The sequence below is a fragment of the Pseudomonas sp. NPDC088885 genome (genome assembly GCF_044750025.1).
In the GTDB taxonomy this organism is placed as follows: domain Bacteria; phylum Pseudomonadota; class Gammaproteobacteria; order Pseudomonadales; family Pseudomonadaceae; genus Aquipseudomonas; species Aquipseudomonas rustica.
This window is the reverse complement of the sequence record NZ_JBIVJB010000001.1, coordinates 345,825-366,992: the sequence shown is the minus strand read 5'-3', so window position 1 is coordinate 366,992 and position 21,168 is coordinate 345,825. Positions and strand designations below refer to the sequence as shown.

General features: G+C 57.6%; 20 protein-coding genes and 2 pseudogenes. 10 read left to right on the top strand and 12 right to left on the bottom strand.

Annotated features, from left to right (window positions below; translation table 11 throughout):
- Positions 1 to 50: 50 nt before the first annotated feature.
- From ACIP1X_RS01420 to ACIP1X_RS01405, 4 genes and pseudogenes are all read right to left on the bottom strand, one after another.
- A complete protein-coding gene (locus ACIP1X_RS01420; protein WP_400748973.1) occupies positions 51 to 575 on the bottom strand; it encodes an AAA family ATPase in 525 nt (174 codons plus the stop codon).
- The gene (pnuC, locus tag ACIP1X_RS01415; RefSeq protein ID WP_159811360.1) at positions 572 to 1,135 is read right to left on the bottom strand and encodes a nicotinamide riboside transporter PnuC; all 564 of its coding nucleotides are present in this window, start codon (positions 1,133 to 1,135) and stop codon (positions 572 to 574) included. The genes ACIP1X_RS01420 and pnuC overlap by 4 nt, the downstream gene beginning before the upstream one ends.
- Positions 1,136 to 1,394: 259 nt before the next feature.
- Entirely contained in the window at positions 1,395 to 2,129 is a 735-nt protein-coding gene (locus ACIP1X_RS01410) for a methyl-accepting chemotaxis protein (protein ID WP_400748971.1), read from the bottom strand.
- Positions 2,130 to 2,252: 123 nt separating this feature from the next.
- Positions 2,253 to 2,939 (bottom strand): annotated as a pseudogene (locus ACIP1X_RS01405) (cache domain-containing protein); the annotation flags it as partial.
- Positions 2,940 to 3,334: 395 nt separating this feature from the next.
- On the opposite strand from ACIP1X_RS01405, the gene ACIP1X_RS01400 reads away from it, so the two are divergent.
- The gene (locus ACIP1X_RS01400) at positions 3,335 to 4,165 is read left to right on the top strand and encodes an undecaprenyl-diphosphate phosphatase (RefSeq protein WP_282357602.1); all 831 of its coding nucleotides are present in this window, start codon (positions 3,335 to 3,337) and stop codon (positions 4,163 to 4,165) included.
- Positions 4,162 to 4,590 (top strand): DUF1294 domain-containing protein, encoded by a 429-nt coding sequence (locus ACIP1X_RS01395; protein ID WP_400646926.1) that lies wholly within the window; start codon positions 4,162 to 4,164, stop codon positions 4,588 to 4,590. The genes ACIP1X_RS01400 and ACIP1X_RS01395 overlap by 4 nt, the downstream gene beginning before the upstream one ends.
- 115 nt (positions 4,591 to 4,705) lie before the next feature.
- Here the strand turns inward: ACIP1X_RS01395 and ACIP1X_RS01390 are convergent, their stop codons facing one another.
- Both ACIP1X_RS01390 and ACIP1X_RS01385 read right to left on the bottom strand, forming a co-directional pair.
- Positions 4,706 to 5,065, bottom strand: coding sequence for an MmcQ/YjbR family DNA-binding protein (locus ACIP1X_RS01390; RefSeq protein ID WP_159811356.1), 360 nt, complete (start codon positions 5,063 to 5,065; stop codon positions 4,706 to 4,708).
- On the bottom strand, positions 5,062 to 5,970 hold the full coding sequence (locus tag ACIP1X_RS01385; RefSeq protein ID WP_400748601.1) for a LysR substrate-binding domain-containing protein: 909 nt from the start codon (positions 5,968 to 5,970) through the stop codon (positions 5,062 to 5,064). Before ACIP1X_RS01385 ends, ACIP1X_RS01390 begins: the two co-directional genes overlap by 4 nt.
- Positions 5,971 to 6,098: 128 nt before the next feature.
- On the opposite strand from ACIP1X_RS01385, the gene ACIP1X_RS01380 reads away from it, so the two are divergent.
- Positions 6,099 to 6,710 carry an FMN-dependent NADH-azoreductase gene (locus tag ACIP1X_RS01380; RefSeq protein ID WP_400748598.1) on the top strand — a complete coding sequence of 204 codons (612 nt, stop codon included), beginning with the start codon at positions 6,099 to 6,101 and terminating at the stop codon, positions 6,708 to 6,710.
- A gap of 237 nt (positions 6,711 to 6,947) precedes the next feature.
- Positions 6,948 to 7,985 carry a dienelactone hydrolase gene (locus tag ACIP1X_RS01375; RefSeq protein WP_282357606.1) on the top strand — a complete coding sequence of 346 codons (1,038 nt, stop codon included), beginning with the start codon at positions 6,948 to 6,950 and terminating at the stop codon, positions 7,983 to 7,985.
- A gap of 131 nt (positions 7,986 to 8,116) precedes the next feature.
- Here the strand turns inward: ACIP1X_RS01375 and ACIP1X_RS01370 are convergent, their stop codons facing one another.
- Positions 8,117 to 9,310 carry an MFS transporter gene (locus tag ACIP1X_RS01370; RefSeq protein WP_159811353.1) on the bottom strand — a complete coding sequence of 398 codons (1,194 nt, stop codon included), beginning with the start codon at positions 9,308 to 9,310 and terminating at the stop codon, positions 8,117 to 8,119.
- A 265-nt stretch (positions 9,311 to 9,575) separates the two neighbouring features.
- Positions 9,576 to 11,162, bottom strand: a complete 1,587-nt coding sequence (locus tag ACIP1X_RS01365; protein WP_082341426.1) for an ABC-F family ATPase — start codon at positions 11,160 to 11,162, stop codon at positions 9,576 to 9,578.
- A 380-nt stretch (positions 11,163 to 11,542) separates the two neighbouring features.
- Here ACIP1X_RS01365 and lpxO point away from each other — a divergent pair, with 380 nt between their 5' ends.
- The gene (gene lpxO / locus ACIP1X_RS01360; RefSeq protein ID WP_053120461.1) at positions 11,543 to 12,442 is read left to right on the top strand and encodes a lipid A hydroxylase LpxO; all 900 of its coding nucleotides are present in this window, start codon (positions 11,543 to 11,545) and stop codon (positions 12,440 to 12,442) included.
- Positions 12,443 to 12,590: 148 nt separating this feature from the next.
- Here the strand turns inward: lpxO and ACIP1X_RS01355 are convergent, their stop codons facing one another.
- Entirely contained in the window at positions 12,591 to 13,445 is an 855-nt protein-coding gene (locus tag ACIP1X_RS01355) for a Ku protein (protein ID WP_400646914.1), read from the bottom strand.
- Between the two features lie 191 nt (positions 13,446 to 13,636).
- Here ACIP1X_RS01355 and ACIP1X_RS01350 point away from each other — a divergent pair, with 191 nt between their 5' ends.
- Together ACIP1X_RS01350 and ACIP1X_RS01345 are read left to right on the top strand one after the other, a co-directional pair.
- Positions 13,637 to 13,978 (top strand): hypothetical protein, encoded by a 342-nt coding sequence (locus ACIP1X_RS01350; protein WP_400748596.1) that lies wholly within the window; start codon positions 13,637 to 13,639, stop codon positions 13,976 to 13,978.
- A gap of 52 nt (positions 13,979 to 14,030) precedes the next feature.
- Positions 14,031 to 15,176, top strand: a complete 1,146-nt coding sequence (locus ACIP1X_RS01345; protein WP_400748593.1) for a PQQ-dependent sugar dehydrogenase — start codon at positions 14,031 to 14,033, stop codon at positions 15,174 to 15,176.
- A gap of 129 nt (positions 15,177 to 15,305) precedes the next feature.
- Here ACIP1X_RS01345 and ACIP1X_RS01340 read toward each other — a convergent pair whose 3' ends face one another.
- Entirely contained in the window at positions 15,306 to 16,406 is a 1,101-nt protein-coding gene (locus ACIP1X_RS01340) for a GNAT family N-acetyltransferase/peptidase C39 family protein (protein WP_400748590.1), read from the bottom strand.
- Positions 16,407 to 16,498: 92 nt separating this feature from the next.
- Between ACIP1X_RS01340 and ACIP1X_RS01335 the strand changes: the two genes are divergently transcribed.
- Positions 16,499 to 18,073: a RimK family protein gene (locus ACIP1X_RS01335; RefSeq protein WP_400748587.1), complete on the top strand. Its 1,575-nt coding sequence runs from the start codon at positions 16,499 to 16,501 to the stop codon at positions 18,071 to 18,073.
- A 7-nt stretch (positions 18,074 to 18,080) separates the two neighbouring features.
- Complete coding sequence (locus tag ACIP1X_RS01330) at positions 18,081 to 19,004, top strand: magnesium transporter CorA family protein (protein ID WP_212549427.1); 924 nt, start codon at positions 18,081 to 18,083, stop codon at positions 19,002 to 19,004.
- 129 nt (positions 19,005 to 19,133) lie between these two features.
- Here ACIP1X_RS01330 and ACIP1X_RS01325 read toward each other — a convergent pair whose 3' ends face one another.
- Positions 19,134 to 19,469, bottom strand: a complete 336-nt coding sequence (locus ACIP1X_RS01325) for a DUF2834 domain-containing protein (RefSeq protein WP_400748584.1) — start codon at positions 19,467 to 19,469, stop codon at positions 19,134 to 19,136.
- Positions 19,470 to 19,827: 358 nt separating this feature from the next.
- Here ACIP1X_RS01325 and ilvA point away from each other — a divergent pair.
- Positions 19,828 to 20,817: pseudogene (gene ilvA / locus ACIP1X_RS01320) on the top strand (threonine ammonia-lyase, biosynthetic); the annotation flags it as partial.
- A gap of 30 nt (positions 20,818 to 20,847) precedes the next feature.
- Here the strand turns inward: ilvA and ACIP1X_RS01315 are convergent.
- Positions 20,848 to 21,153, bottom strand: a complete 306-nt coding sequence (locus ACIP1X_RS01315; protein WP_159811344.1) for an NIPSNAP family protein — start codon at positions 21,151 to 21,153, stop codon at positions 20,848 to 20,850.
- Positions 21,154 to 21,168 lie beyond the last annotated feature (15 nt).

The following is a 21,168-nucleotide window of genomic DNA, read 5'->3' as shown; positions in this document are numbered from 1 at the left end:
ATTGCCCCAGAACAGGGGAAATTAGTGGGGCAAAAGCCCCACGTCGCTGATCACTCAGCCAATAGATCTGCGACCGCGGCTACGGCTTGCGCCTGTCGCTCGGCCCAATTGCCTTGAATGATTTGAAAGGGCTGCTGGTGTTTTTCCAGCCAGTTTTGTGTGGCTCGAAAGAACATCAGACGTTCCTGCAGATCCGGTTGGCAGCGCTGACCGTCATCCGTCCAGTCGATCTGCTCAGGGGACAGCAACAGGTGCAGATCGTAATGCCGCGCCAACAGCTCGGGCTCCAGCCAGTCCGGACAATCACCGAACAGCGTCTGGCTCCAGAGGATATTGCTCAACAGGTGGGTGTCGAGAATCAGCAGCGCTGGCCGCTGCGCGCGCGCCTCATCTTCCCATTGCAACTGGCCACGGGCGATTGCGGGAATATCGGCCAGACAAGTATCGCGCGGATTATCTTCGATGAACCGGCGCACGTACTCATCCACCCGAACCCCGCCGAATTGCTTTTGCAGGCCGGCGGCGAGCCAGCTCTTGCCCGTCGATTCAGGGCCGGTGAGCACCACGACTTTCATGTGCGCAACGCCGGATCCGCCCGCCATTCACGCCAGCCTTGCACGGCGATCAGGGTGAACAAGGCGTACAGCGCAGCGGTGAGGTATAGGCCTTTATAGATGAACAACCCGACGAAGATCACATCCAACACAAACCACAGCGCCCAGCATTGCAGACGTTTCTGCGCCATCCACAACTGCGCGACCAGGCTAAAACCGGTGAGCGCTGCGTCCAGCCAAGGTTGCGCAGCATCCGTCCAGTGCGCCATCGCCGCGCCCAGCAACAAACTGCCAACCGCGCCGACACCCAGCCCCAACAGAATCGAACGCTGATCAAGGCGGGTGACCTGCCGCCCGTCATGCATCGTCCCGGCCCGCGTCCACTGCCACCAGCCGTAGACTTGCAGGGCGGCATAGATCACTTGCAGCAACATGTCCGAATACAGCTTCACCTCAAAGAAGATCCAGCTGTAGAGCAACACCATGACCAGCCCGATCGGCCAGCACAGCGGATTCTGTTTAACCGTCAGCCACACGGCAATCACACCGAGAGCGGCGGCAAACAGTTCGAGCCCGGACATGAGTCTTCCTTGGGGGAGTTGAAGGGGGGCGGATTGTACCCAGAGACGGCTAAGGGGCGTTAGCTACCGCACACGCACTGTTGGCAACAAATTTCCCTGTGGCGAGGGGATTTATCCCCGTTCGGCGGCGCAGCCGTCGCAAAACCGCAGAACGCGTTCTATCTGGAAGACCGCGGTTGCCGGGTTTGGGAGCGCTGCGCACTCCAACGGGGATAAATCCCCTCACCACAGGATTAGTGTTCCACAGGCAATTGGGGGGTTAGACACGGAATTGGCGCAGCAAGCCGTTCAGCTGTTCGCTGAGTTGCGCAAGCCGTACGCTGGCCACACTCGACTGTTCCGCCGCCAACGCCGTGCTGTGCGATAGCCCGGCCGCTTGCGTCACGTTCTGGTTAATGTCCTCAACCACATGCGCCTGTTGCAGCGTGGCGCTGGCAATCGAAGCGTTCAAGCCATTCAGATTGCGCAGTGCCTGGCCAATCGCACTCAAACTGGCCCCGGCCAGTCCTGCTTGCTCAATGGTCAACTGCGAAGCCTTGCTGCTGTCGCCAATCACCTTAACGGCGGCTTCGGAATGATTCTGCAAACGCTCAATCATCGTCTGAATTTCCGCCGTCGACTTCTGCGTCCGTTGCGCCAGCAATCGAACCTCATCCGCCACCACCGCAAAACCGCGACCCTGTTCGCCAGCACGCGCCGCTTCGATAGCAGCGTTGAGCGCGAGTAGATTGGTCTGCTCGGCAATCGAACGAATCACTTCCAGCACACTGCCAATCTGCGTGCTCTCGGTAGCCAATGTGCGAATCACGTCAACCGCCTGATCAATCGTCCCCGACAGTTTGTCGATTTGCTGCAAGCTGCCATCGATATTGATCTGTCCCTGTTGTGCCTGCGCTTCGGCGTCGCGCATTTCGGCGGCCGCGTGCTCGGCGTTTTTCGCCACGTCCTGCACGCCGTAGGTCACCTCGTTGATCGCGGTGGCTACCAACTCCATTTGCTGCGATTGCTGCTGACTGCGTTGCTGCGCCTGCGAGGCATCGTTGCCCAGTTCGCTGGACGACACCCCCAGCGCACTGGCCGAGACCTGCAAGTCGCCGATCACCCCGCGCAGCTTGGCCGTGAAGGCATTGAAGTGGTGCGCCAGCTCAGTGACTTCGTCCTGACCGTGGGTATCGAGACTGCGGGTCAAATCGCTTTCGCCGCTGGCGATGTTGGCCATGGCGTTCACGGTTTCCTGCAACGGCCGGACGATGCTGCGCGCAATCAGAATCACCAGCAGCGCCATGATCACGGCGATCGCCAGACCAATCGCCGAGGCTTTGATCACCTGACCCTGAAATTCGGCCTGTACGTCGTCGATATACACGCCTGAGCCAAGCACCCAGCCCCACGGCTCGAACAGTTTGACGTACGAAGTCTTGGCCACAGGTTCGCTGGCACCGGGTTTTGGCCAACGGTAATCCACCATGCCAGCGCCCTTGGCTTTGGCGATGGCGACCATCTCGTTAAACACCGCAAAACCGTCCGGATCGCGGATTGCCGAAAGGTTCTGGCCTTCAAGTTTGGGGTTGGTCGGGTGCATGACCATCACGGGCGTGAGGTCGTTTATCCAGAAATAGTCGTTCTGGTCATAGCGCAGGCCGCGGATCGCAGTCAGCGCCTGCTTCTGCGCGGCCTCTTTGCTCAGGGTGCCGGCGGTTTCCAGGTCGTGGTAATAGGTCAGCAGACCGCTGGCGGTTTGCACCACATGCTGGGTTTTCTGGGCTTTGGCGTGATAGAGGTCGGCGTGGATCTGCTTGAGCATCAACGCACCCAACGTCAACAACATCACAACCGCTACCACCAAAATGAGCCACAAGCGTCGGCTGATCGACACACTGCGCAAGCTGTTCATAACGCTGTCACTCCGGGTTCTTTTTATTGTCATAAACCATCGCCAGCATCCAACCACGATTCGGTGATGCGGCCTACGCGACCCAAGTCGTATAACGCGGCAGCGCTTTTACGGCTTGTCTGATAGGATTTCGGCCCCGCGCGTAAAAACCTGAATCCAAGTTGATATTTCACGGAATTTTGACCATTTCGTGTGGATCCTGTGCGCGCGGAATCGGTACAGCCATAAACAGCTACGCTGATCGCAGTGAACGTAAGAAAAATACTATCGGGGCATGCCGGCGTGCATCGCTCTTTGGGGGATTGATGGATCTTTGGACCGCCTTGCAGGCACTGATACTTGGAGTTGTAGAGGGGCTCACGGAGTTTTTGCCCATTTCCAGTACCGGACACCAGATCATCGTTGCCGATTTGCTCAACTTCGGCGGCGAACGGGCCATGGCGTTCAATATCATCATCCAGCTCGGCGCGATCCTCGCGGTGGTCTGGGAATTTCGCCGCAAGATTCTCGACGTGGTCATCGGTTTACCGACCCAGCCGAGCGCGCGGCGTTTTACCGCTAATCTGCTGATCGCTTTCTTGCCGGCAGTGGTATTGGGGGTGATTTTTGCCGACCTGATCCATGAGTACCTGTTCAACCCGATCACCGTTGCGGCGGCTCTGGTCATTGGCGGCATCATCATGTTGTGGGCGGAAAAGCGTCAGCATGAAGTGCATGCCGAAACGGTCGATGAGATTCGCTGGACGGACGCCTTGAAAATCGGTTTCGCCCAGTGTCTGGCAATGATTCCGGGGACTTCGCGCTCCGGCTCGACGATCATCGGTGGCTTGCTTTTCGGTCTGTCGCGCAAAACCGCAACCGAGTTCTCGTTCTTCCTCGCCATGCCAACCATGGTCGGTGCAGCGGTTTACTCGGGCTTCAAGTACCGCCACTTGTTTGTGCCGGCGGACTTTCCAGTATTCGCCATTGGTTTTGTCACCGCCTTCATCTTCGCCATGATCGCGGTGAAAGGCTTGCTCAAGTTCATCGCCAGCCACAGCTACGCGGCGTTCGCCTGGTACCGGATCGTCTTCGGTCTGGTGATTCTGGCGACCTGGCAGTTTGGCTGGGTGGACTGGTCGGCAGCCAAGCCATGAGTGATTCCCGCGCACGCCGGCCGGAAGGGCGACCTTCGGGCGGCAACATTCAGCATCTGAAATTGAAACTGGTGGTGCTGCTGATCGTTCTCGCGTTGCCGTTGTTCGGCTCGTTGTCGATGTGGCTGCGCGGGATCTCGCTGGTGCCTTTGGCGGCGTACGGGATTGTCAGCGTGCTGGCGTTTTTTCTGTACTGGGCAGATAAACGCAAGGCCCGCGCCGATGCATGGCGCACGCCGGAGAACATCCTTCACGCCGTGGAACTGGCCGGCGGCTGGCCGGGTGCGTTGATCGCCCAGCAAGTGTTTCGGCACAAGACGCGCAAGGTGTCGTTTCAGGTGCTGTTCTGGATGATCGTTGCGCTGCACCAGGTGTTCTGGATCGACCAGATATTCCTCGGCTCGAACCTGCTGGCCCTGTTCTAAACAAATACCGACTCCCCCTGTAGGAGCTGCCGAAGGCTGCGATCTTTTGATTTTTCTTTTTAAACATCAAAATCAAAAGATCGCAGCCTTCGGCAGCTCCTACAGGGGATTGGGTTTACAGCAGTAGGCCGATCTGGGTTTTCTTGGGCAATTTGCTTACCACCAACTGGTGCGAGCGCTGCAACAATCCGCGCAACTCCTCAGCGCCCAGCGGGTAGGGCGGGTGCATGATGATCCACTGTGCCCTTGCCAAATACGGCGCCGGGTGAATCCCCGGGCGGTCGCAATGGCCGAGGAACAGATCCTTGTCAACCTTGAACGCCAGTGAATCACCGCGCAGTCCCTGCAAGGCAAACATCTTGTTGCCGGCAATCGAGAACACGCGCACGCCGCCCCATTTGTAATCTTCCCGAGCACCGGGCAGGCCCAGGCAAAACGCGGCGACGTCCGCTTCGCTCATTTTTCCTTTCGTCATAGCAACCGCTCCCCACAGGCATTGAACGACTCGACCAGATGATCGATCCACGCGCGCACCGCCGGCATCACCCCGCGACGATGCGGGTACACCGCTTGCAGCCAGCCGCCGGGCAGCGACCACTCCGGCAGCATCTGCACCAGCGTGCCGTTTTGCAGTTCGCTTTCGCAATACATCATCGGCAACAGCGTAAAGCCCTGACCGGCCAGTACGCAGGCCTTGCGCACCACAAAATCGTCGATCCCCAAACGTGCTTCCATGCTTAGCTCGAAGCTCTTGCCGTGTTGATCGAGCAGGCGCACATGCACCATGCGATCAGCTTCCAGCGCGCCGAGCACCGGCAGATTTTTCAGGTCTTGCGGATGCTCGATCGTCTTGCCTTCAAGAAAAGCCGGGCTGGCGATCACCACCATTTGCGCCTGACGCAAGCGACGGGTCACCAACAACGGATCTTCGTCACCCAGTTCTCTCACGCGCAACGCGACATCAATCCCTTCGGTGACCAGATCCACCCGTCGATTGAGTAGCACCACTTCCAGTTGTACCTGCGGAAACTTGCCGAGAAAGTCGCTGATGACCATCGGCAACATTTCATGGGCCAACCCGGTAGGGCACGACACGCGCAATCGACCGCGTGGCTCGCTGGACATGCTCGCCACGGCCTCGTCAGCCATTTCCGCTTCCAGCAACATCGCCTGACAGTGGCGCAGATAACGCTCGCCGACCGCAGTGAGATTGAGCTGGCGTGTGGTGCGCTGCAGCAGACGCGCGCCAAGGCGCTCTTCGAGTTCGGCAATTCGCCGCGACAGTCGTGACTTGGGAATGCCCAGCAAACGGCCCGCCGCCGCAAAGCCACCGGCCTCGACGACTTTTGCGAAATAGTAGAGATCGTTGAGATCTTGCATCAGGGAAATCCAACTGTTCTATCAGTGGGACAAACTATCGCATTGTCGGCGGCTAATCATCCATTGGTTTCTTGCGTAGGATTGTCTCCATTCAGTCGCCACAGGCGATGCATTCCAGGAGATTCCGCATGAAACTGCTGCATATCGATTCGAGCATTCTGGGCGACAACTCGGCCTCCCGTCAGTTGAGCAGCCAAGTCACCAAAGCCTGGCAAGTCGCCGAGCCGAGCGCCGTGGTCACTTACCGCGACCTGGCCGCTGACGCCATCAGCCACTTCTCGTCGACTACCCTGGTTGCCGCCGGCACCACCGCTGAGCTGCGCAACGCCGCACAACAGCACGAAGCCGACCTGAGCGCGACCACCCTGGCCGAATTCATCGCTGCTGACGCGATCGTCATCGCCGCACCGATGTACAACTTCACCGTGCCAACCCAACTCAAAGCCTGGATCGACCGCATCGCCGTTGCCGGCCAGACTTTCCGTTACACCGAAGCCGGCCCTGAAGGCCTGTGCGGTGGCAAGAAAGTCGTCATCGTGTCCACCGCTGGCGGCATCCACGCCGGTCAAGCGAGCGGCGTTGCTCACGAAGACTACTTGAAGCTGGTGCTGGGTTTCCTCGGCATCACCGACATCGAAATCGTTCGCGCTGAAGGTCTGGCGTACGGCGACGAAGTACGCAACAACGCGATGACCGCTGCTCAAGCGAAAATCAGCGAGCAACTGTTCGCCGCTGCGTAAGGCTTGCGTAAAGAACAGCTGTTGTTCAGGTAACACCCAAAAAACTCTGTATTCTGGTTCTGCAAGGGCCAAATACGGAGTTTTTTGTTTCTGACTGTTACATAATCTGGCCCGGGTTATGCAGTTAAACGAACAGCGTCTGAGTGTATTGCCATCGCCTAAGGCCGAATCCTCGGCGCTTCGGCCTTCGCAACACGGCGGATCTTTCGATTGAGTAACAACAGGGTGGGGCATCCGATGATGCGTCTTTGTGCAACGTTACTGATTTGCCTGCTAGGCAGCCTGAATACAGTGCACGCCGCCCCCGGGTTGCACCCTCGCTGGAGCGTCGGCTATCACGAAATGACGTTCCTTGATCCGCTGGATCTGCAACCGATGCGCGCCATCGCTTTCTATCCTTCCAGCGATCGTGAGCATACCGCGCTGCTTGAGGGCTACACAGTCGAGGCGGGTGAAGACACCAAAATCGCCATTGGCCGTTTTCCCATGCTGATGTTGTCCCATGGCAACACCGGCACGCCGCTCGCATTGCATGACCTCGCGACCTCACTGGCGCGTAAAGGCTTCGTCGTCGTAGCGGTCATTCACCCCGGCGACAACTCCAAGGATCACAGCCGGCTCGGTACCCTCAGCAACCTCTACGGGCGGCCGATCCAGATATCCGAAGCGATTACCGCCACGCTTGGCGACCCAATGCTTGCGCCATTCGTCAACGCTGACCAGGTCGGGGTGATCGGCTATTCGGCAGGCGGTGAGACCGCGCTGATCCTTTCGGGGGCGCAGCCGGATCTGGATCGCTTGCGTCGCTACTGCCAAGAGCGTCCTGACGATCGCGATGCCTGCAATACTAAGGGCGAGTTGATTGTGGATCGCGATGATTTGCAGCCTGTCGCCGATCCGCGCGTACATGCCTTGCTGTTAATGGCGCCGCTGAGTCTTAAATTCGGCCGTCATACCTTGGCCGACGTGCACGTGCCGGTGCTTCTTTATAGCGGTGATGGCGACAAACTGGTGGCTTTCGACAAAAACGCCGCCGCGCTGGCGCGCAAACTGCCGACCGCGCCGGACTTCAAGTTGCTGGCCGGGGCAGGGCACTTTGTGTTTATGGCGCCGTGCACTGAAGAGCAGCTCATGGCGATGCCGGCGTTGTGTACCGACGCTGATGGCGTGGATCGAGAAGACATTCACCGCAACCTGATCTCCGAGGCTGGCCGGTTCTTCTCGCATGCGCTGGGTAAACCGACGCGGGCCGGGATGCAGACCGCGGATCAATAACCCGCTCTGCGCTACACCGACGTCCCCTTTGGGAGCGGGCTTGCTCGCGAAAGCGGTGTGTCATTCAACCCATGCGTTGTCTGATACGACCCCTTCGCGAGCAAGCCCGCTCCCACAGTTTTGATCGCATTTCAGGCTTGGGTTGTTGCTCGGCGTTTAAGCAGTAGGGTCAGCCCCAACCCGATCACCGACAGTAGCGCCGCACTGAAGAAAATCCACGAATAGCCCAGATTCAACGCCACCGCGCCCATCAATGGCCCGGCAATCGCCAACGCCAGATCAAAGAACACCGCATAAGCCCCAAGCCCCGAACCACGGCTGGAACTCGGCACGCGTTTGATCGCCTCAACCCCCAGCGCTGGATACACCAGCGAAAGACCAAACCCAGCCAACCCGGCGCCAATCAAGGCGAACGCGGTGGAGGGCGCGAGCCACAACATCACCAGTCCCACAGTCTCGATGGTCATGCAGGCAATCGCCGAGGTAAAACCGCCGAAACGACTGATCGCTGAGATAAACAGCAGTCGCGACAGAATGAAGCACACGCCAAACACCGTCAGGCAGTACGCCGCGCCACTCCAACCACGGTTGAGGTAATAAAGTGTGATGAACGTGGTCAGCGTGCCGTAACCGATCGACGCCAAGGTCAGGCTTGCGCCGAACGGGGCAATGCGCCCGAACACTGCCCAGAACGGCAGACGTTCGCCACGAATCACCGGTACCGAAGGTTTGTTGCGGATCAACAGCAACGCGCCCGCAGCCAATACCGACAGGGCAATCCCGAGGCTGGCGAAGCCGTATTCAGCGACCATCACCACGCCCAGCGGCGCGCCAATCGCAATCGCGCCATACGAGGCGATGCCGTTCCAGCCAATCGATTTTGCCGTGTGTTCGACGCCGACCTGGCCCATGCACCAACTGATCGTGCCGACACCAATGAGACCCTGCGCGACGCCCAACAGCAAACGCCCGAGAATCAGAATCAGCAGGCTGGTCAGCGGGAAACTTTGCAACAGCGTCGAAAACAGGGTGAGCACGCCACTCAGCACAATCCCCAGCAAGCCATACACGATCGCCCGTTTGGTGCCGATGGTGTCCGACATGCGCCCGGCCATCGGGCGGCTGAGCAGAGTGGCCAGGTACTGTGAACCGATGACGAGCCCGGCAATGATTGCGCTGAAACCCAGTTGCTCGTGGACGTAACCGGGCAACACCGCGATCGGCAGACCGATGCAGAGGAAGGCAATAAAGGTATAGAAAACGATGGAAACGATCTGCAGGGTGATCGCCATGGAGCTTTGCGGTGGCAGTTGCTGCGCAGACATGAGGACTCGTTCGCGGGCGGCGGTGGGAGAGTTCGCATGATGGCGTGGGTGAGGGATAAAAGGAAGCAGGCTAACTATTAAAGCATCCCAGCTGCTGCGTCCTTGTAGGAGCTGAGCTTGCTCGCGAAGGCTGCGTAACATTCAACACCGTTGCTGAAGCTGATGGCCCCTTCGCGAGCAAGCTCGGCTCCTACAAATGCAAAAGCCCCGTCACATGGACAGGGCCTTTAACTTGCAGCTAGCAGCTCAAACCTCGAAGCTGCTTTTAGAACACCACACCCTGACTACGCAGGTAGTCATCGTAGGTGCCGCTGAAGTCAGTCACGCCATCCGGGCTCAGTTCGATGATGCGCGTGGCCAGGGACGATACGAACTCACGGTCGTGGCTGACGAAAACCAGCGTGCCCGGGTAGTTTTCCAGCGCCAGGTTCAGCGCCTCGATCGATTCCATGTCCAAGTGGTTGGTCGGTTCGTCCATGATCAGCACGTTCGGCTTCTGCAGAATCAGCTTGCCGAACAACATGCGACCTTGCTCACCACCGGAAATCACTTTGACCGACTTGAGGATCTCGTCGTTGGAGAACAGCATGCGGCCCAAAGTACCGCGAATCATCTGCTCGCCTTGAGTCCACTGACCCATCCAGTCGAACAGGGTGACATCGTCTTCGAAGTCGTGCGCGTGATCCTGAGCGTAGTAGCCCAGTTCAGCGGCGTCGGTCCACTTGACGCTACCGGCATCCGGGGTCAGTTCGTTGACCAGAGTGCGCAGCAGGGTGGTTTTGCCGATACCGTTCGGGCCGATGATCGCGACGCGCTCGCCGGCTTCAACCTGGAAGCTGAAATCTTTGAACAATGGTTTGCCGTCGAAGCCTTTAGCCATCTTCTCGACGATGACTGCCTGGCGGTGCAGCTTCTTGTTCTGATCGAAGCGGATGAACGGGCTCACGCGGCTCGAAGGCTTGACCTCGGCCAGTTGGATCTTGTCGATCGCCTTGGCGCGGGAAGTCGCCTGCTTGGCTTTCGAGGCGTTGGCCGAGAAGCGGCTAACGAACGATTGCAGCTCGGAAATCTGTGCTTTCTTCTTGGCGTTGTCCGACAGCAGTTGCTCGCGGGACTGGGTCGCCACAGTCATGTACTCGTCGTAGTTGCCCGGGAACAGGCGCAGCTCGCCGTAATCCAGGTCAGCCATGTGCGTGCACACGCTGTTCAGGAAGTGACGGTCGTGAGAGATGATGATCATCAGGCTGTTACGCTGGGTCAGGATGTTTTCCAGCCAGCGAATGGTGTTGATGTCCAGGTGGTTGGTCGGTTCGTCGAGCAACAGCACTTCCGGATCGGAAAACAGTGCCTGAGCCAGCAACACACGCAACTTCCAGCCTGGCGACACTTCGCTCATCGGGCCGAAGTGCTGTTCGATGCCGATACCCAGACCCAGCAGCAGTTCACCGGCACGGGATTCGGCGGTGTAACCGTCCATCTCGGCGAATTCGGTTTCCAGCTCGGCCACGGCCATGCCGTCTTCTTCGCTCATTTCCGGCAGCGAGTAGATGCGGTCGCGCTCAGCCTTGACCTTCCACAGCTCTTCGTGACCCATGATCACGGTGTCGATCACGGTGAATTCTTCGTAGGCGAACTGATCCTGACGCAACTTGCCCAGGCGTACGTTCGGCTCAAGCATGACCTGACCACCGGACGGATCGAGATCACCGCCGAGGATTTTCATAAAGGTCGACTTGCCGCAACCGTTGGCGCCGATCAGGCCGTAGCGGTTACCCGCGCCGAATTTGACCGAAACGTTTTCGAACAGCGGCTTGGCGCCGAACTGCATCGTGATGTTAGCTGTAGAGATCAAGAGTTATTCCTGCGAAGCATTCTGAGTAGCGAGGGTGCGGCCGGAGCGCTTGGCCCGAGTCAAAGTGCGCTGAGGCGGGAAAGTCCCGGCATCAACCAAGGGGGGCGCGTAAAGTTTGGCGGCAATTGTACTGGTCTGGCGCTCTAAACGATAGGGCGAACACGCCATGACCGCTGATTGGCGCACACCCGGGACAGTTTTTAACACTTATAGGTTCACTATCGGATACAAAGTGTGGCTAAAATGCCATCCATTCACCCAGCGGCCTTCAACGGCGCGGGCTCAGGGACGTGCCATTTGTAATCCGACCACTGCATCAGACGCCGGGCCAGAGGCCTTTAGGCGCGCAGTTTGTTCACTACTGACATGTGACGATTTCCGTGAAACTCATCATTGCTGCTATTTATGTCATTTCCATTGCATACGTTCATCTTCGTGGACGGGTGCGGCACAAATTGGGTCGCCAACTGAGCGATCATTCGTCGTTTCTCGCGCCGATCAACTGCTTCCTCTATCTGTTTTCGAAAAAACCGAACAAGCCATATCTGGATCCGTCGGAGTTTCCCGATCTGAGTCCATTGCAGGAACATTGGCAGGAAATCCGTGAAGAAGGCCAGAATCTGCTGCGTGCCGGCGAGATCAAACGCTCGGATCAGTACAACGATGTCGGCTTCAATTCGTTCTTCAAGACTGGCTGGAAGCGCTTCTACCTGAAGTGGTACGGCGACAGCCATCCGTCGGCGATGAAACTGTGCCCGCGCACCACCGAACTGGTGCAAAGCATCGGCTCGATCAAAGCGGCCATGTTTGCCGAACTGCCACCGGGCTCGAAACTGGTGCGACACCGTGACCCGTACGCCGGTTCGTACCGTTATCATTTGGGTCTCGATACGCCAAATGATGCCGGTTGCTACATCAACGTCGATGGCGAAAACTACCACTGGCGTGACGGTGAAGCGGTGATGTTCGATGAAACGTTCATTCACTACGCGGAAAACACCACTGATAAGAACCGCATCATCCTGTTCTGCGACATCGAGCGTCCGATGAAATATCGCTGGGCGGCGGCGTTTAATGGCTGGTTCAGCCGTAACGTAATGTCCGCGGCGGGTGCGCCGAACGATGCCGGTGACCGGACTGGCGGCATCAACCGTCTGTTTGCCAGGATCTACAAGATTCGTCTGCGTGGTAAAGAGCTGAAAAAACGTAATCGCAAGCTGTACTACATGGAAAAGTGGGCGATCTTCGGTAGTTTGTTGGCGATCTTTATCCTGATCTGATCCTCCTGTAGGAGCTATCGAGTGCAACGAGGCTGCGATCTTTTGATCTTGTTTTTTACACACTTCAAAGTCAAAAGATCGCAGCGTGCCGCAGCTCCTACATGGCGTTTGTCTGGCTGGGTTACATGACTCTCGCAAAAGCAACCTGTCAGTTGGCTGACGCTTTCTTCGTTTTCTTCGCTGGCGCGGCTTTGGCCTTCGGCTTCGCCGCCGCTTTCCCGCCCAGACTGCGTTTCAGCAGCTCCGTCAAATCGATCACATCGGCAGTCTTTCGCTCTTCCTCGCCACCCACCGTTTCGACATCCTCGATCTTGCCTTCATGGGCTTTCTTCTCCACCAGCGCCATGATCTTGTCTTCAAACTCGTCGTTGTAATCTTCAGGCTTCCAGTCCGCGCTCATGTCCTGCACCAGCCGTTTGGCCATGTCCAGTTCACCCTTTGCCAGTTGCGGCTTGGTCACTTCACTCCCAAGCTCTAGTGTATCGAGGCTGCGCACCTCCTGCGGCCAGCGCAGCTTCACCAACACCAGTGCCGACTCAAGTGGCATCAGCGCCGCCAGGTACTGACGAGTATGTAAAACGACGCGGGCAAGGGCGACCTTGTTGGTTTTGCTCAGCGTCTCCCGAAGCAGCGCATACACCTTGCCGCCTCGTTTGTCGGGCGCCAAGTAGTAAGGTGTGTCGATGTTTTGCAGTGGAATCTGCTCGGCATCAACAAAAGAAAAGATATCAATGGTTTGCGTAGAGACCGGGTGTGCCGAACGGATTTCCTCTTCGCTTAGCACTACGTAACGACCCTTTTCATAGGCCACACCTTTGACGATATTTTCTTTGGTGACCTCTTTACCGGTGACCTTGTTGACCCGTTTGTAGCCCACCGGATCCATGCTACGGCTGTCGAGCCAGTCAAAGTCCACGCCTTGGGACGATGTCGCTGAAACCAGCGCGACGGGGATGTGAACCAGTCCAAAACTGATCGCGCCTTTCCAGATTGCCCGAGCCATGGTGATGATCTCCCAAGTGATGATCAGGTGACCTGTGGCCCAGCGTGAAAGTTTCCAGTGATTGCGCGGGCTCTGGGGCCAGCGGTCGTGTCTGGTTACATGTTGTTTAAAGCCTGTGACTTAACAAATGCGAACCCTGGGCGTAGCGTGGACTCGAAGGCTCTAATCCACTTGCATCGAGAGGCTGCCCCATGAACCGAATTCTGCTTGGCATCGCCGTCCTCGGCTTGAGCGTGGGTTGGGCTTATGCGGGCGTCTCGGTGCCAGCCTCGACGCTGTGGCTGGCGCAGAGTCCGACCGGCAACAGTAATAATCCCTACAACAGTCCGATCCGCCGGGCCAACCCCAACAGCATGCAAGGCACTCAGCCGAGCAACCCGCCGATTCGTGGGCCGAGCACTGCGCCGACGCCGCGTACGCCCACCGTGGAAAACCGTGGCATCGGCAACGGCCAGCCGATTCGTTCGGTGCCAAGTACACCGCCGACGTTTATTCCCAATCCACCCTCACGGGGTACCGACAGCAACCGTTGAACGGCAGGACTGAGGTTCTGTCAGCCTTTCAAGCGAACATAAGGAATCGTGCATGTTGCGTAAAACCCTACTGGCCAGCCTGTGTGCCGGCGTTCTGATCAGTGCTCCGGTATTCGCCGCAGCGCCCAAAGAGCTGAAAAGCGAACAGGGCATCCTCGAAGTCACCACGATTACTCAAGGACTAGACCATCCTTGGGCACTGGCTTTTTTGCCGGAACGCCAAGGCATGTTGGTAACCGAGCGGCCGGGCAATCTGCGTGTAGTGGGCACGGACGGCAAGTTGTCCGAGCCAATCAGTGGCGTACCGCAAGTCTGGGCCAAGGGGCAGGGTGGTTTGCTCGATGTAGCGCTGTCGCCGGACTTTAAACAGGATCGCATGGTGTACCTGTCTTACGCCGAAGGTGGTGGCAAGGGCGACAAGGCCGGCACAGCGGTCGGGCGGGGGCGCCTGTCGGATGATTTGAAAACGCTGAAGGATTTCAAAGTGATCTTCCGCCAGGAGCCGAAGCTCTCGGTTGGCAATCACTTCGGCTCACGGCTGGTGTTTGATCGCGACGGCTATCTGTTTATCACTTTGGGTGAAAACAATGATCGATCAACCGCTCAGGATCTCGACAAGCTGCAAGGCAAGGTCGTACGCATTTATCCCGATGGCCGAGTGCCGGACGATAACCCCTTTGTCGGGCAATCCGGTGTGCGTCCAGAAATCTGGTCTTATGGTCAGCGTAACCCGCAGGGTGCGGCGCTCAACCCTTGGAACGGCACGCTCTGGGAAAACGAGCACGGCCCACGCGGTGGCGATGAGGTGAACATCATCGAGCGTGGGAAGAATTACGGCTGGCCGCTGGCGACTCACGGCATCAACTATTCGATGCAGCCGATCCCTGAAGCGCAGGGTAAAACGGCTGAAGGCACGGTTGCGCCGCACCATGTCTGGGAGAAATCACCGGGTGTGTCTGGCATGGCGTTTTACGATGCTGACCGGTTTAAACCATGGCAGCACAACGCGTTTATTGGTGCATTGGTGACGCAGGAGTTGATCCGGTTGCAGTTTGATGGCGATAAGGTGGTGCATGAGGAACGTTTGCTCGGCGAGCTAAAAGAGCGGATTCGGGATGTGCGCCAAGGGCCGGATGGTTATTTGTATGTGCTTACGGATGAGTCGAAGGGTTCGTTGTACAAGCTTGGCTTGAAGTAAGGCGCTGAGAGCGCTCTATACCTGTGGTGAGGGGATTTATCCCCGATGGATTGTGCAGCTTCTCCAGGAAGAGAGGGCTGCTTCGCTGCCCATCGGGGATGAATCCCCTCGCCACAGGGGTTTTGGTGGCTATAGGTTTTGGGGGAATAGCACCACTGCGGCGCGTAGTTTTCCTCGGCCAAATCGGCACATTTTTTCAAACTCGCCATGGCTGACTGGCACGTGCTGGCAGTCCATCGGTTGTCGGTGCTGGCTGTGATCGATATCGGGGTCATGCAGGTAAACGAAGTCCTCATCGCAATCGGTCACTACAACCCAGTGCGGTGATTTTGAGCGGGTCAGACGATAGCTGCTGATCAGCAGCAAAGGCTGGCCACCGGCGTCGAGCAATCGCGGCAAATCCACTGTTGCGCCGATCACACGTTCCACATCGGTTTCTGCCAGTTGCGCAGTGAACTCTTCATGCACCAAACGCATGACGTCTTTTTTATGCATATCGCGTACGCCATCAAGGAACAGCGGCCCCTCCAGGCTCAGCTCCAAACGCACGCGAAAACCTCTGCGCCACGCCGCCAGTGCCAAACCTTGAGGGCTGCAGCCGCCATGGCCGGAGGTCATGAACACGGTCGTCGCCTCGCGCCAGATCTGTAATTCCTCACGACGCTCCAGCAAGCGTCCGGCCTGTAAGGCGCCCATGGCCATCAACAGACAGGCCGGGCCGCAGGTGAAGTCGGTAGTCTGCGCGTAGTAAGGCACCGTGATGCTACGTGAGTCGCGGTGCTGGAGAATGCGTTTCTCCAAGCGCAACGCATCGGCGTGGTCTTCGTAGTAATCGTGGATCAGCGCAAAACTTCGGTAACCGTTGCGCTCATAAAGGGCAATGGCGGTGGGGTTGTCGGTACGCACTTCCAAACGCAGATAAGCGCAATCATGTTCCAGCGCGCAGGCCTCGATTTTCTGCAGCAATTGCTTGCTCAGCCCTGTGCCGCGAGCCTCGGCAGCCAGGGCTATCGAATACAGCCGCGCCAACGAGGTGCCGCGATGAAACAGCACCAGCGCGTAACCGAGCAGATGTTCATCGCGTTCTGCGACCAGCAACTGCGCATGGGCGCGCGTAATCATCCAGTGAAAACTGCGACTGGTGAGCCGATCCGTGGTGAAACATTGCATTTCCAATGCCAGCAACGCCGGCAAGTCTTCAACTACGGCCAGGCGAAAAACAGTACTCATATGACCACCGTAAAAGTTGCGTAACGAAACGAGACTTTCGTAAAACTTCGTGCTTAATAGAAAAGGTCTTGTTCTCCAACGGATCAATCTCTATGTCAGCGGTACAGGGTCATTGGCGCGAAGTATCCGAGCAAAGTTTGCCGACGGCAACTTATTTAAAACCAGCGGTTAGAACCTCCAGTCAAGTGTTGATCATTGTCGAGCGCAAGGAAGATTGGGCTTCTTATTTTCCCAGCGAAGACATCGTCACCGCTCAGGAATACCTCGAGCAAACACGCGAAAGCGAGCCTGGGAAACGGGTTCAAGTGATCAACCTGTGCCGCAGCTACAAGTACTTGGGCCATGGCTATTACTGCTCGCTGCTGGCGGAAGCCCGTGGGCACAAGGTGATTCCGTCGGTGCGTACCATCAGCGAACTGACGAAAAAATCACTTTATGGCCTGGCACTGGATGACCTGGATAAAACCCTGGAAAAAGCCCTTAGTCATCACCTCTACAGCGATACCGAAGGGTTTACCTTGACACTGTATTTCGGCAGGACTCATATCGAGCCGTTGCAGGATCTGGCGCGGCAGTTGTTTGAAGTGTTTCCTTGTCCGATTCTGTTAGTTGAGTTTCGCCGAACTAACGGTTGGCACATCGAGGGCGTGAAGTCCGGTGCGTTGCACAAGTTACGCGATGATCAGGAAGATCAGTTTGCCAATGCGCTGGACGGTTTCAGTCGTAAAGTCTGGCGTGTGCCGCGCTCGCCGCAAGTTGCGCGTTATGACCTGGCTATTCTTCACGACCCACAGGAAGCCTTGCCGCCGTCGAATCCCAAAGCACTGGAAAGTTTCGTCCGGGTCGGCAAAACCATGGGCATCGATGTCGAGTTGATCGAGCGCAAGGATTACGCACGATTGGCCGAGTACGACGGGCTGCTGATTCGCGAAACCACCAGCGTCGACAACCACACCTACCGGTTCGCCAAGAAGGCCGAGAGCGAAGGGCTGGTGGTGATGGACGATCCGACGTCGATCCTGCGCTGCACCAACAAGGTCTATTTGACGGATCTGCTCAACAGCCATCAACTGGGCATGCCCGCCACCGAAATCCTCTACAAAGAGCGACCCGAAGACTTCGAACGGGTCGGCGAACGCCTCGGTTTTCCCTTGGTGCTGAAGATCCCCGACGGCTGTTTTTCACGAGGCGTGATCAAAGTCGAAAGCCAACAAGCGCTGCTCGAAGCCACCGCGGAATTGTTCGAGCACTCGGTGTTGTTGCTGGCCCAGGAATTCTTCTACACCGAATACGACTGGCGCATCGGCGTGCTCAATCGCAAACCGATCTTCGCCTGCCAATACTTCATGTCCAAGGGCCACTGGCAGATCTACAACCACAAAGCCAAAGGCCAGGACGTTAACGGCGAATGCCGAACCATGGCGATCCATGAAGCGCCGCGCGCGGTCGTCGACCTTGCGGTGAAAACTGCCAACCTGATCGGCGATGGCCTCTACGGCGTCGACCTGAAACAGGCCGGCGACAAAGTGGTGGTGATCGAAGTCAACGACAACCCGAACCTCGATGCAGGCATCGAAGACGCGTATTTACAGGACGATTTGTATTCGCTGGTGCTGGAAGAGTTTGTGCGGCGGCTGGAACTCAAACGTCGCGGGCAAGCGTGGTGATCTGCCGATGATCAGCAGTTTCTCACTGAGCCACGGCGCGTTACAGCGGGTTGAACGATTGGACGCCGAGGTGATGCTGTTCAGCAATCCCGACGCCGCCGAGCGCGACTTGCTGCACAGTCATTTCAAGGTCGATGAACACGCGTTGGCCTCGGCGCTCGACCCGGACGAAGTCTCGCGCATCGAGTTTCACCCCGATCATCTGTTCCTGATCTGGAAACGCCCGGAAAACTATTCCGGTGGCGGTAGCCTGGCCTTTGAGGTGTCGTCCTGCGGCTTGCTGTTCGCGCCGGGGCAATTGCTGGTGATCGCCACCGACGACACACCGCTGCATGGCCTCGGCACTCGGCAGCCATTAAACACGCCGCTGGATGTGCTGCTTGATCTGCTGTTCAACAACATCCATCACTACCTCGGTCACCTGAAGGTGATCAAACTGGTCGCCCGCGAGTTGCAGCAAAAATTCAACGCCTCGATGCAGAACCAGCATCTGGTGCAGATGTTCAATCTCAGCGAGAGCCTGATCTATTACATCAACGCCCTGCACAGCAACGGCGCGGTGCTGACACGGCTGCGTAATCACGCCGAGAAACAGCATTTTTCCAGCGAGGCGCTCGGCCTGATCGATGACCTGATCATCGAAAACAACCAGTGCTACAAACAGGCTGAAATCTACTCAACGGTGTTCTCCGGGCTGATCGACGCGCGCGGTAACCTGATGAACAACAGCATGAACAACCTGCTGCGCAAACTGACGTTGATCAACGTGGTGTTTTTGCCGCTGAACCTGATCGCGAGTATTGGCGGGATGTCGGAGTTCAGCATGATGACGGCGGGGACACCGTGGTGGGTGTCTTATCCGGTGTTTTTGCTGGTGATGTTGATGGGGGCGGGGGGGATGTTGTTTGGGCTGAGGCGCTTGGCCAGGTGATTTGTGTTGTCTGGCCCGGCCCCATCGCGAGCAGGCTCACTCCCACAATGGATCTGCGCAATGGCATAGATCCCCTGTGGGAGCGGGCTTGCTCGCGAAAGCTATTTCCCAAACGCCAAAAAATCCGGATCAGCCCGCATTCGCCGAACTGCTGATCTTCCTACGCTCCCGAACACCACGAACCACCAGATACAACAATGGCCCCACCGACACAAACACCGCCGTCAGCAACAAATAAGGCACCACCGACCAAACCGACTGCCCGCGAGTTTTGGCATCCTTGACCATCCAAACCCCGGCCAACGTCGCCAGCAGATACAAATCAATCACCACCTGCGCTGTGTCGGGCCGCGACATCAAGCTGATCCCAAAATCAATCAGCGACTGTTCAGCCTGGAGCATCACCGAAACGGTGTAACCGGAAAAAGCCAGCAAAGCCGTGAGGGGTAGGGCGACAGACATCATGCATTCCTTCCTTGAACTGATGAGCAGAATCGCCAGATTACCCGCGCCACGCAAAATTGGCCATTGACGTGCCAGCAGCGTTCAGGCTAATTTTCAGGCCATGACTACCTACGTATTGCGCTGCCAGCCAAGCATTATTATTACCGCCATTCCTCACTTGGCGGGCTAGCTCACGACTGCAGCACCCAACCCGCCCTAGAGGCGGGTTTTTACTTTCTGTCTCCGGGGTTCGAAATACCGCTCATGTAGGAGCTGCCGCAGGCTGCGATCTTTTGATGTTGATTATTGAAGATCAACAGATCGCAGCCTGCGGCAGCTCCTACATGAGCGAGACCGAATCGCTATCAAGGAGATCAGCATGAGTTACACCAACGACCAGCAAGCCCTGCTTGAGCACTACGTGAAAAGGATTCTCGCCGCTCCCGTGTACGACCTGGCTGTGCGTACGCCATTGCAGGCAGCCCCGGCGTTGTCCGAAGCGCTTGGCAACCGCATCCTGCTCAAGCGCGAAGACCTGCAACCGACGTTCTCTTTCAAGATCCGTGGTGCCTACAACAAACTGGTGCAACTGAGCGATGCGCAGAAGGCACAAGGCGTCATCACCGCATCGGCCGGCAACCACGCGCAAGGCGTGGCATTGGCGGCGCGCGAACTGGGCATCGCCGCGACCATCGTCATGCCGTGCACCACCCCTGAACTGAAAGTGCTGGGCGTACGCAGTCGAGGCGCGGAAGCGCGGCTGCACGGTGAAAGCTTTCCCTTTGCGTTGGCCTATGCCCTGCAATTGGCCGAAGAAACCGGCCGCACCTTCGTGTCCCCCTTCGATGACCCGGACGTGATCGCCGGACAAGGCACCGTGGCCATGGAAATCCTTCAGCAACACCAAGGCGTGCTGGATGCCATTTTCATCCCGGTAGGCGGTGGCGGCTTGATCGCCGGCATCGCCGCGTACATCAAATACCTGCACCCGGAAGTGCGGATCATCGGTGTCGAATCCGAACATTCCGCGTGTCTGAAAGCCGCTCTGCACGCAGGCGAACGTGTCGTGTTGCCCAACGTCGGTACCTTCGCCGACGGTGTGGCCGTGGCGCAGATCGGTGAATACGGTTTTGAAGTGTGTCGTTTCTGCGTGGACGAGGTGATCACCGTCAGCAACGACGACCTCTGTTCCGCGATCAAAAACATCTACGACGACACGCGCTCAATCACCGAACCCTCCGGCGCCCTGGCCGTCGCGGGCATCAAGCAATACGTGGCGCGAAGCGGCGTGCGCGGTCAAACCTTCGTGGCGATCGACTCAGGCGCCAACATCAACTTTGACAGCCTGCGTCACGTCGCCGAGCGCGCCGCTGCGTGCGGCGTCCCGGCGTAACGGTGTTCAGGGCAGCAGCGGGCGCAGGAACGTGCGCTCGTAGCTGACAATGAACTTCTTCTCGACCAAAGAGGCGACCAGCGCGGTGCTCTCTGGGTCGGTCATCGCGATATGCCGATAGCTTTCGTAATCCGCCAACGACGGAAAACTGAACAGGCAATACGCAATGTTGCTCGCACCCTCCGATGGCAAAAAATAGCCATGATGGCTGCCGCCTAAGCGTTCAACGATACCGAGCCAGGCCTTGGCGTAAGCCTCGAACTCGGTCAGTTGGTACGGGTCGATCACGTATCTGACGTGGCAAGTAATCACTGCACGTGCTCCTTG

Excerpts from the sequence above, each read along its gene's own strand:
- ACIP1X_RS01420 (WP_400748973.1), bottom strand. The coding sequence starts at position 575 with ATGAAAGTCGTGGTGCTCACCGGCCCTGAATCGACGGGCAAGAGCTGG.
- pnuC (WP_159811360.1), bottom strand. The coding sequence starts at position 1,135 with ATGTCCGGGCTCGAACTGTTTGCCGCCGCTCTCGGTGTGATTGCCGTG.
- ACIP1X_RS01410 (WP_400748971.1), bottom strand. The coding sequence starts at position 2,129 with ATGGAGTTGGTAGCCACCGCGATCAACGAGGTGACCTACGGCGTGCAG.
- ACIP1X_RS01400 (WP_282357602.1), top strand. The coding sequence starts at position 3,335 with ATGGATCTTTGGACCGCCTTGCAGGCACTGATACTTGGAGTTGTAGAG.
- ACIP1X_RS01395 (WP_400646926.1), top strand. The coding sequence starts at position 4,162 with ATGAGTGATTCCCGCGCACGCCGGCCGGAAGGGCGACCTTCGGGCGGC.
- ACIP1X_RS01390 (WP_159811356.1), bottom strand. The coding sequence starts at position 5,065 with ATGACGAAAGGAAAAATGAGCGAAGCGGACGTCGCCGCGTTTTGCCTG.
- ACIP1X_RS01385 (WP_400748601.1), bottom strand. The coding sequence starts at position 5,970 with ATGCAAGATCTCAACGATCTCTACTATTTCGCAAAAGTCGTCGAGGCC.
- ACIP1X_RS01380 (WP_400748598.1), top strand. The coding sequence starts at position 6,099 with ATGAAACTGCTGCATATCGATTCGAGCATTCTGGGCGACAACTCGGCC.
- ACIP1X_RS01375 (WP_282357606.1), top strand. The coding sequence starts at position 6,948 with ATGATGCGTCTTTGTGCAACGTTACTGATTTGCCTGCTAGGCAGCCTG.
- ACIP1X_RS01370 (WP_159811353.1), bottom strand. The coding sequence starts at position 9,310 with ATGTCTGCGCAGCAACTGCCACCGCAAAGCTCCATGGCGATCACCCTG.
- ACIP1X_RS01355 (WP_400646914.1), bottom strand. The coding sequence starts at position 13,445 with ATGGCTCGGGCAATCTGGAAAGGCGCGATCAGTTTTGGACTGGTTCAC.
- ACIP1X_RS01350 (WP_400748596.1), top strand. The coding sequence starts at position 13,637 with ATGAACCGAATTCTGCTTGGCATCGCCGTCCTCGGCTTGAGCGTGGGT.
- ACIP1X_RS01345 (WP_400748593.1), top strand. The coding sequence starts at position 14,031 with ATGTTGCGTAAAACCCTACTGGCCAGCCTGTGTGCCGGCGTTCTGATC.
- ACIP1X_RS01340 (WP_400748590.1), bottom strand. The coding sequence starts at position 16,406 with ATGAGTACTGTTTTTCGCCTGGCCGTAGTTGAAGACTTGCCGGCGTTG.
- ACIP1X_RS01335 (WP_400748587.1), top strand. The coding sequence starts at position 16,499 with ATGTCAGCGGTACAGGGTCATTGGCGCGAAGTATCCGAGCAAAGTTTG.
- ACIP1X_RS01330 (WP_212549427.1), top strand. The coding sequence starts at position 18,081 with ATGATCAGCAGTTTCTCACTGAGCCACGGCGCGTTACAGCGGGTTGAA.
- ACIP1X_RS01325 (WP_400748584.1), bottom strand. The coding sequence starts at position 19,469 with ATGATGTCTGTCGCCCTACCCCTCACGGCTTTGCTGGCTTTTTCCGGT.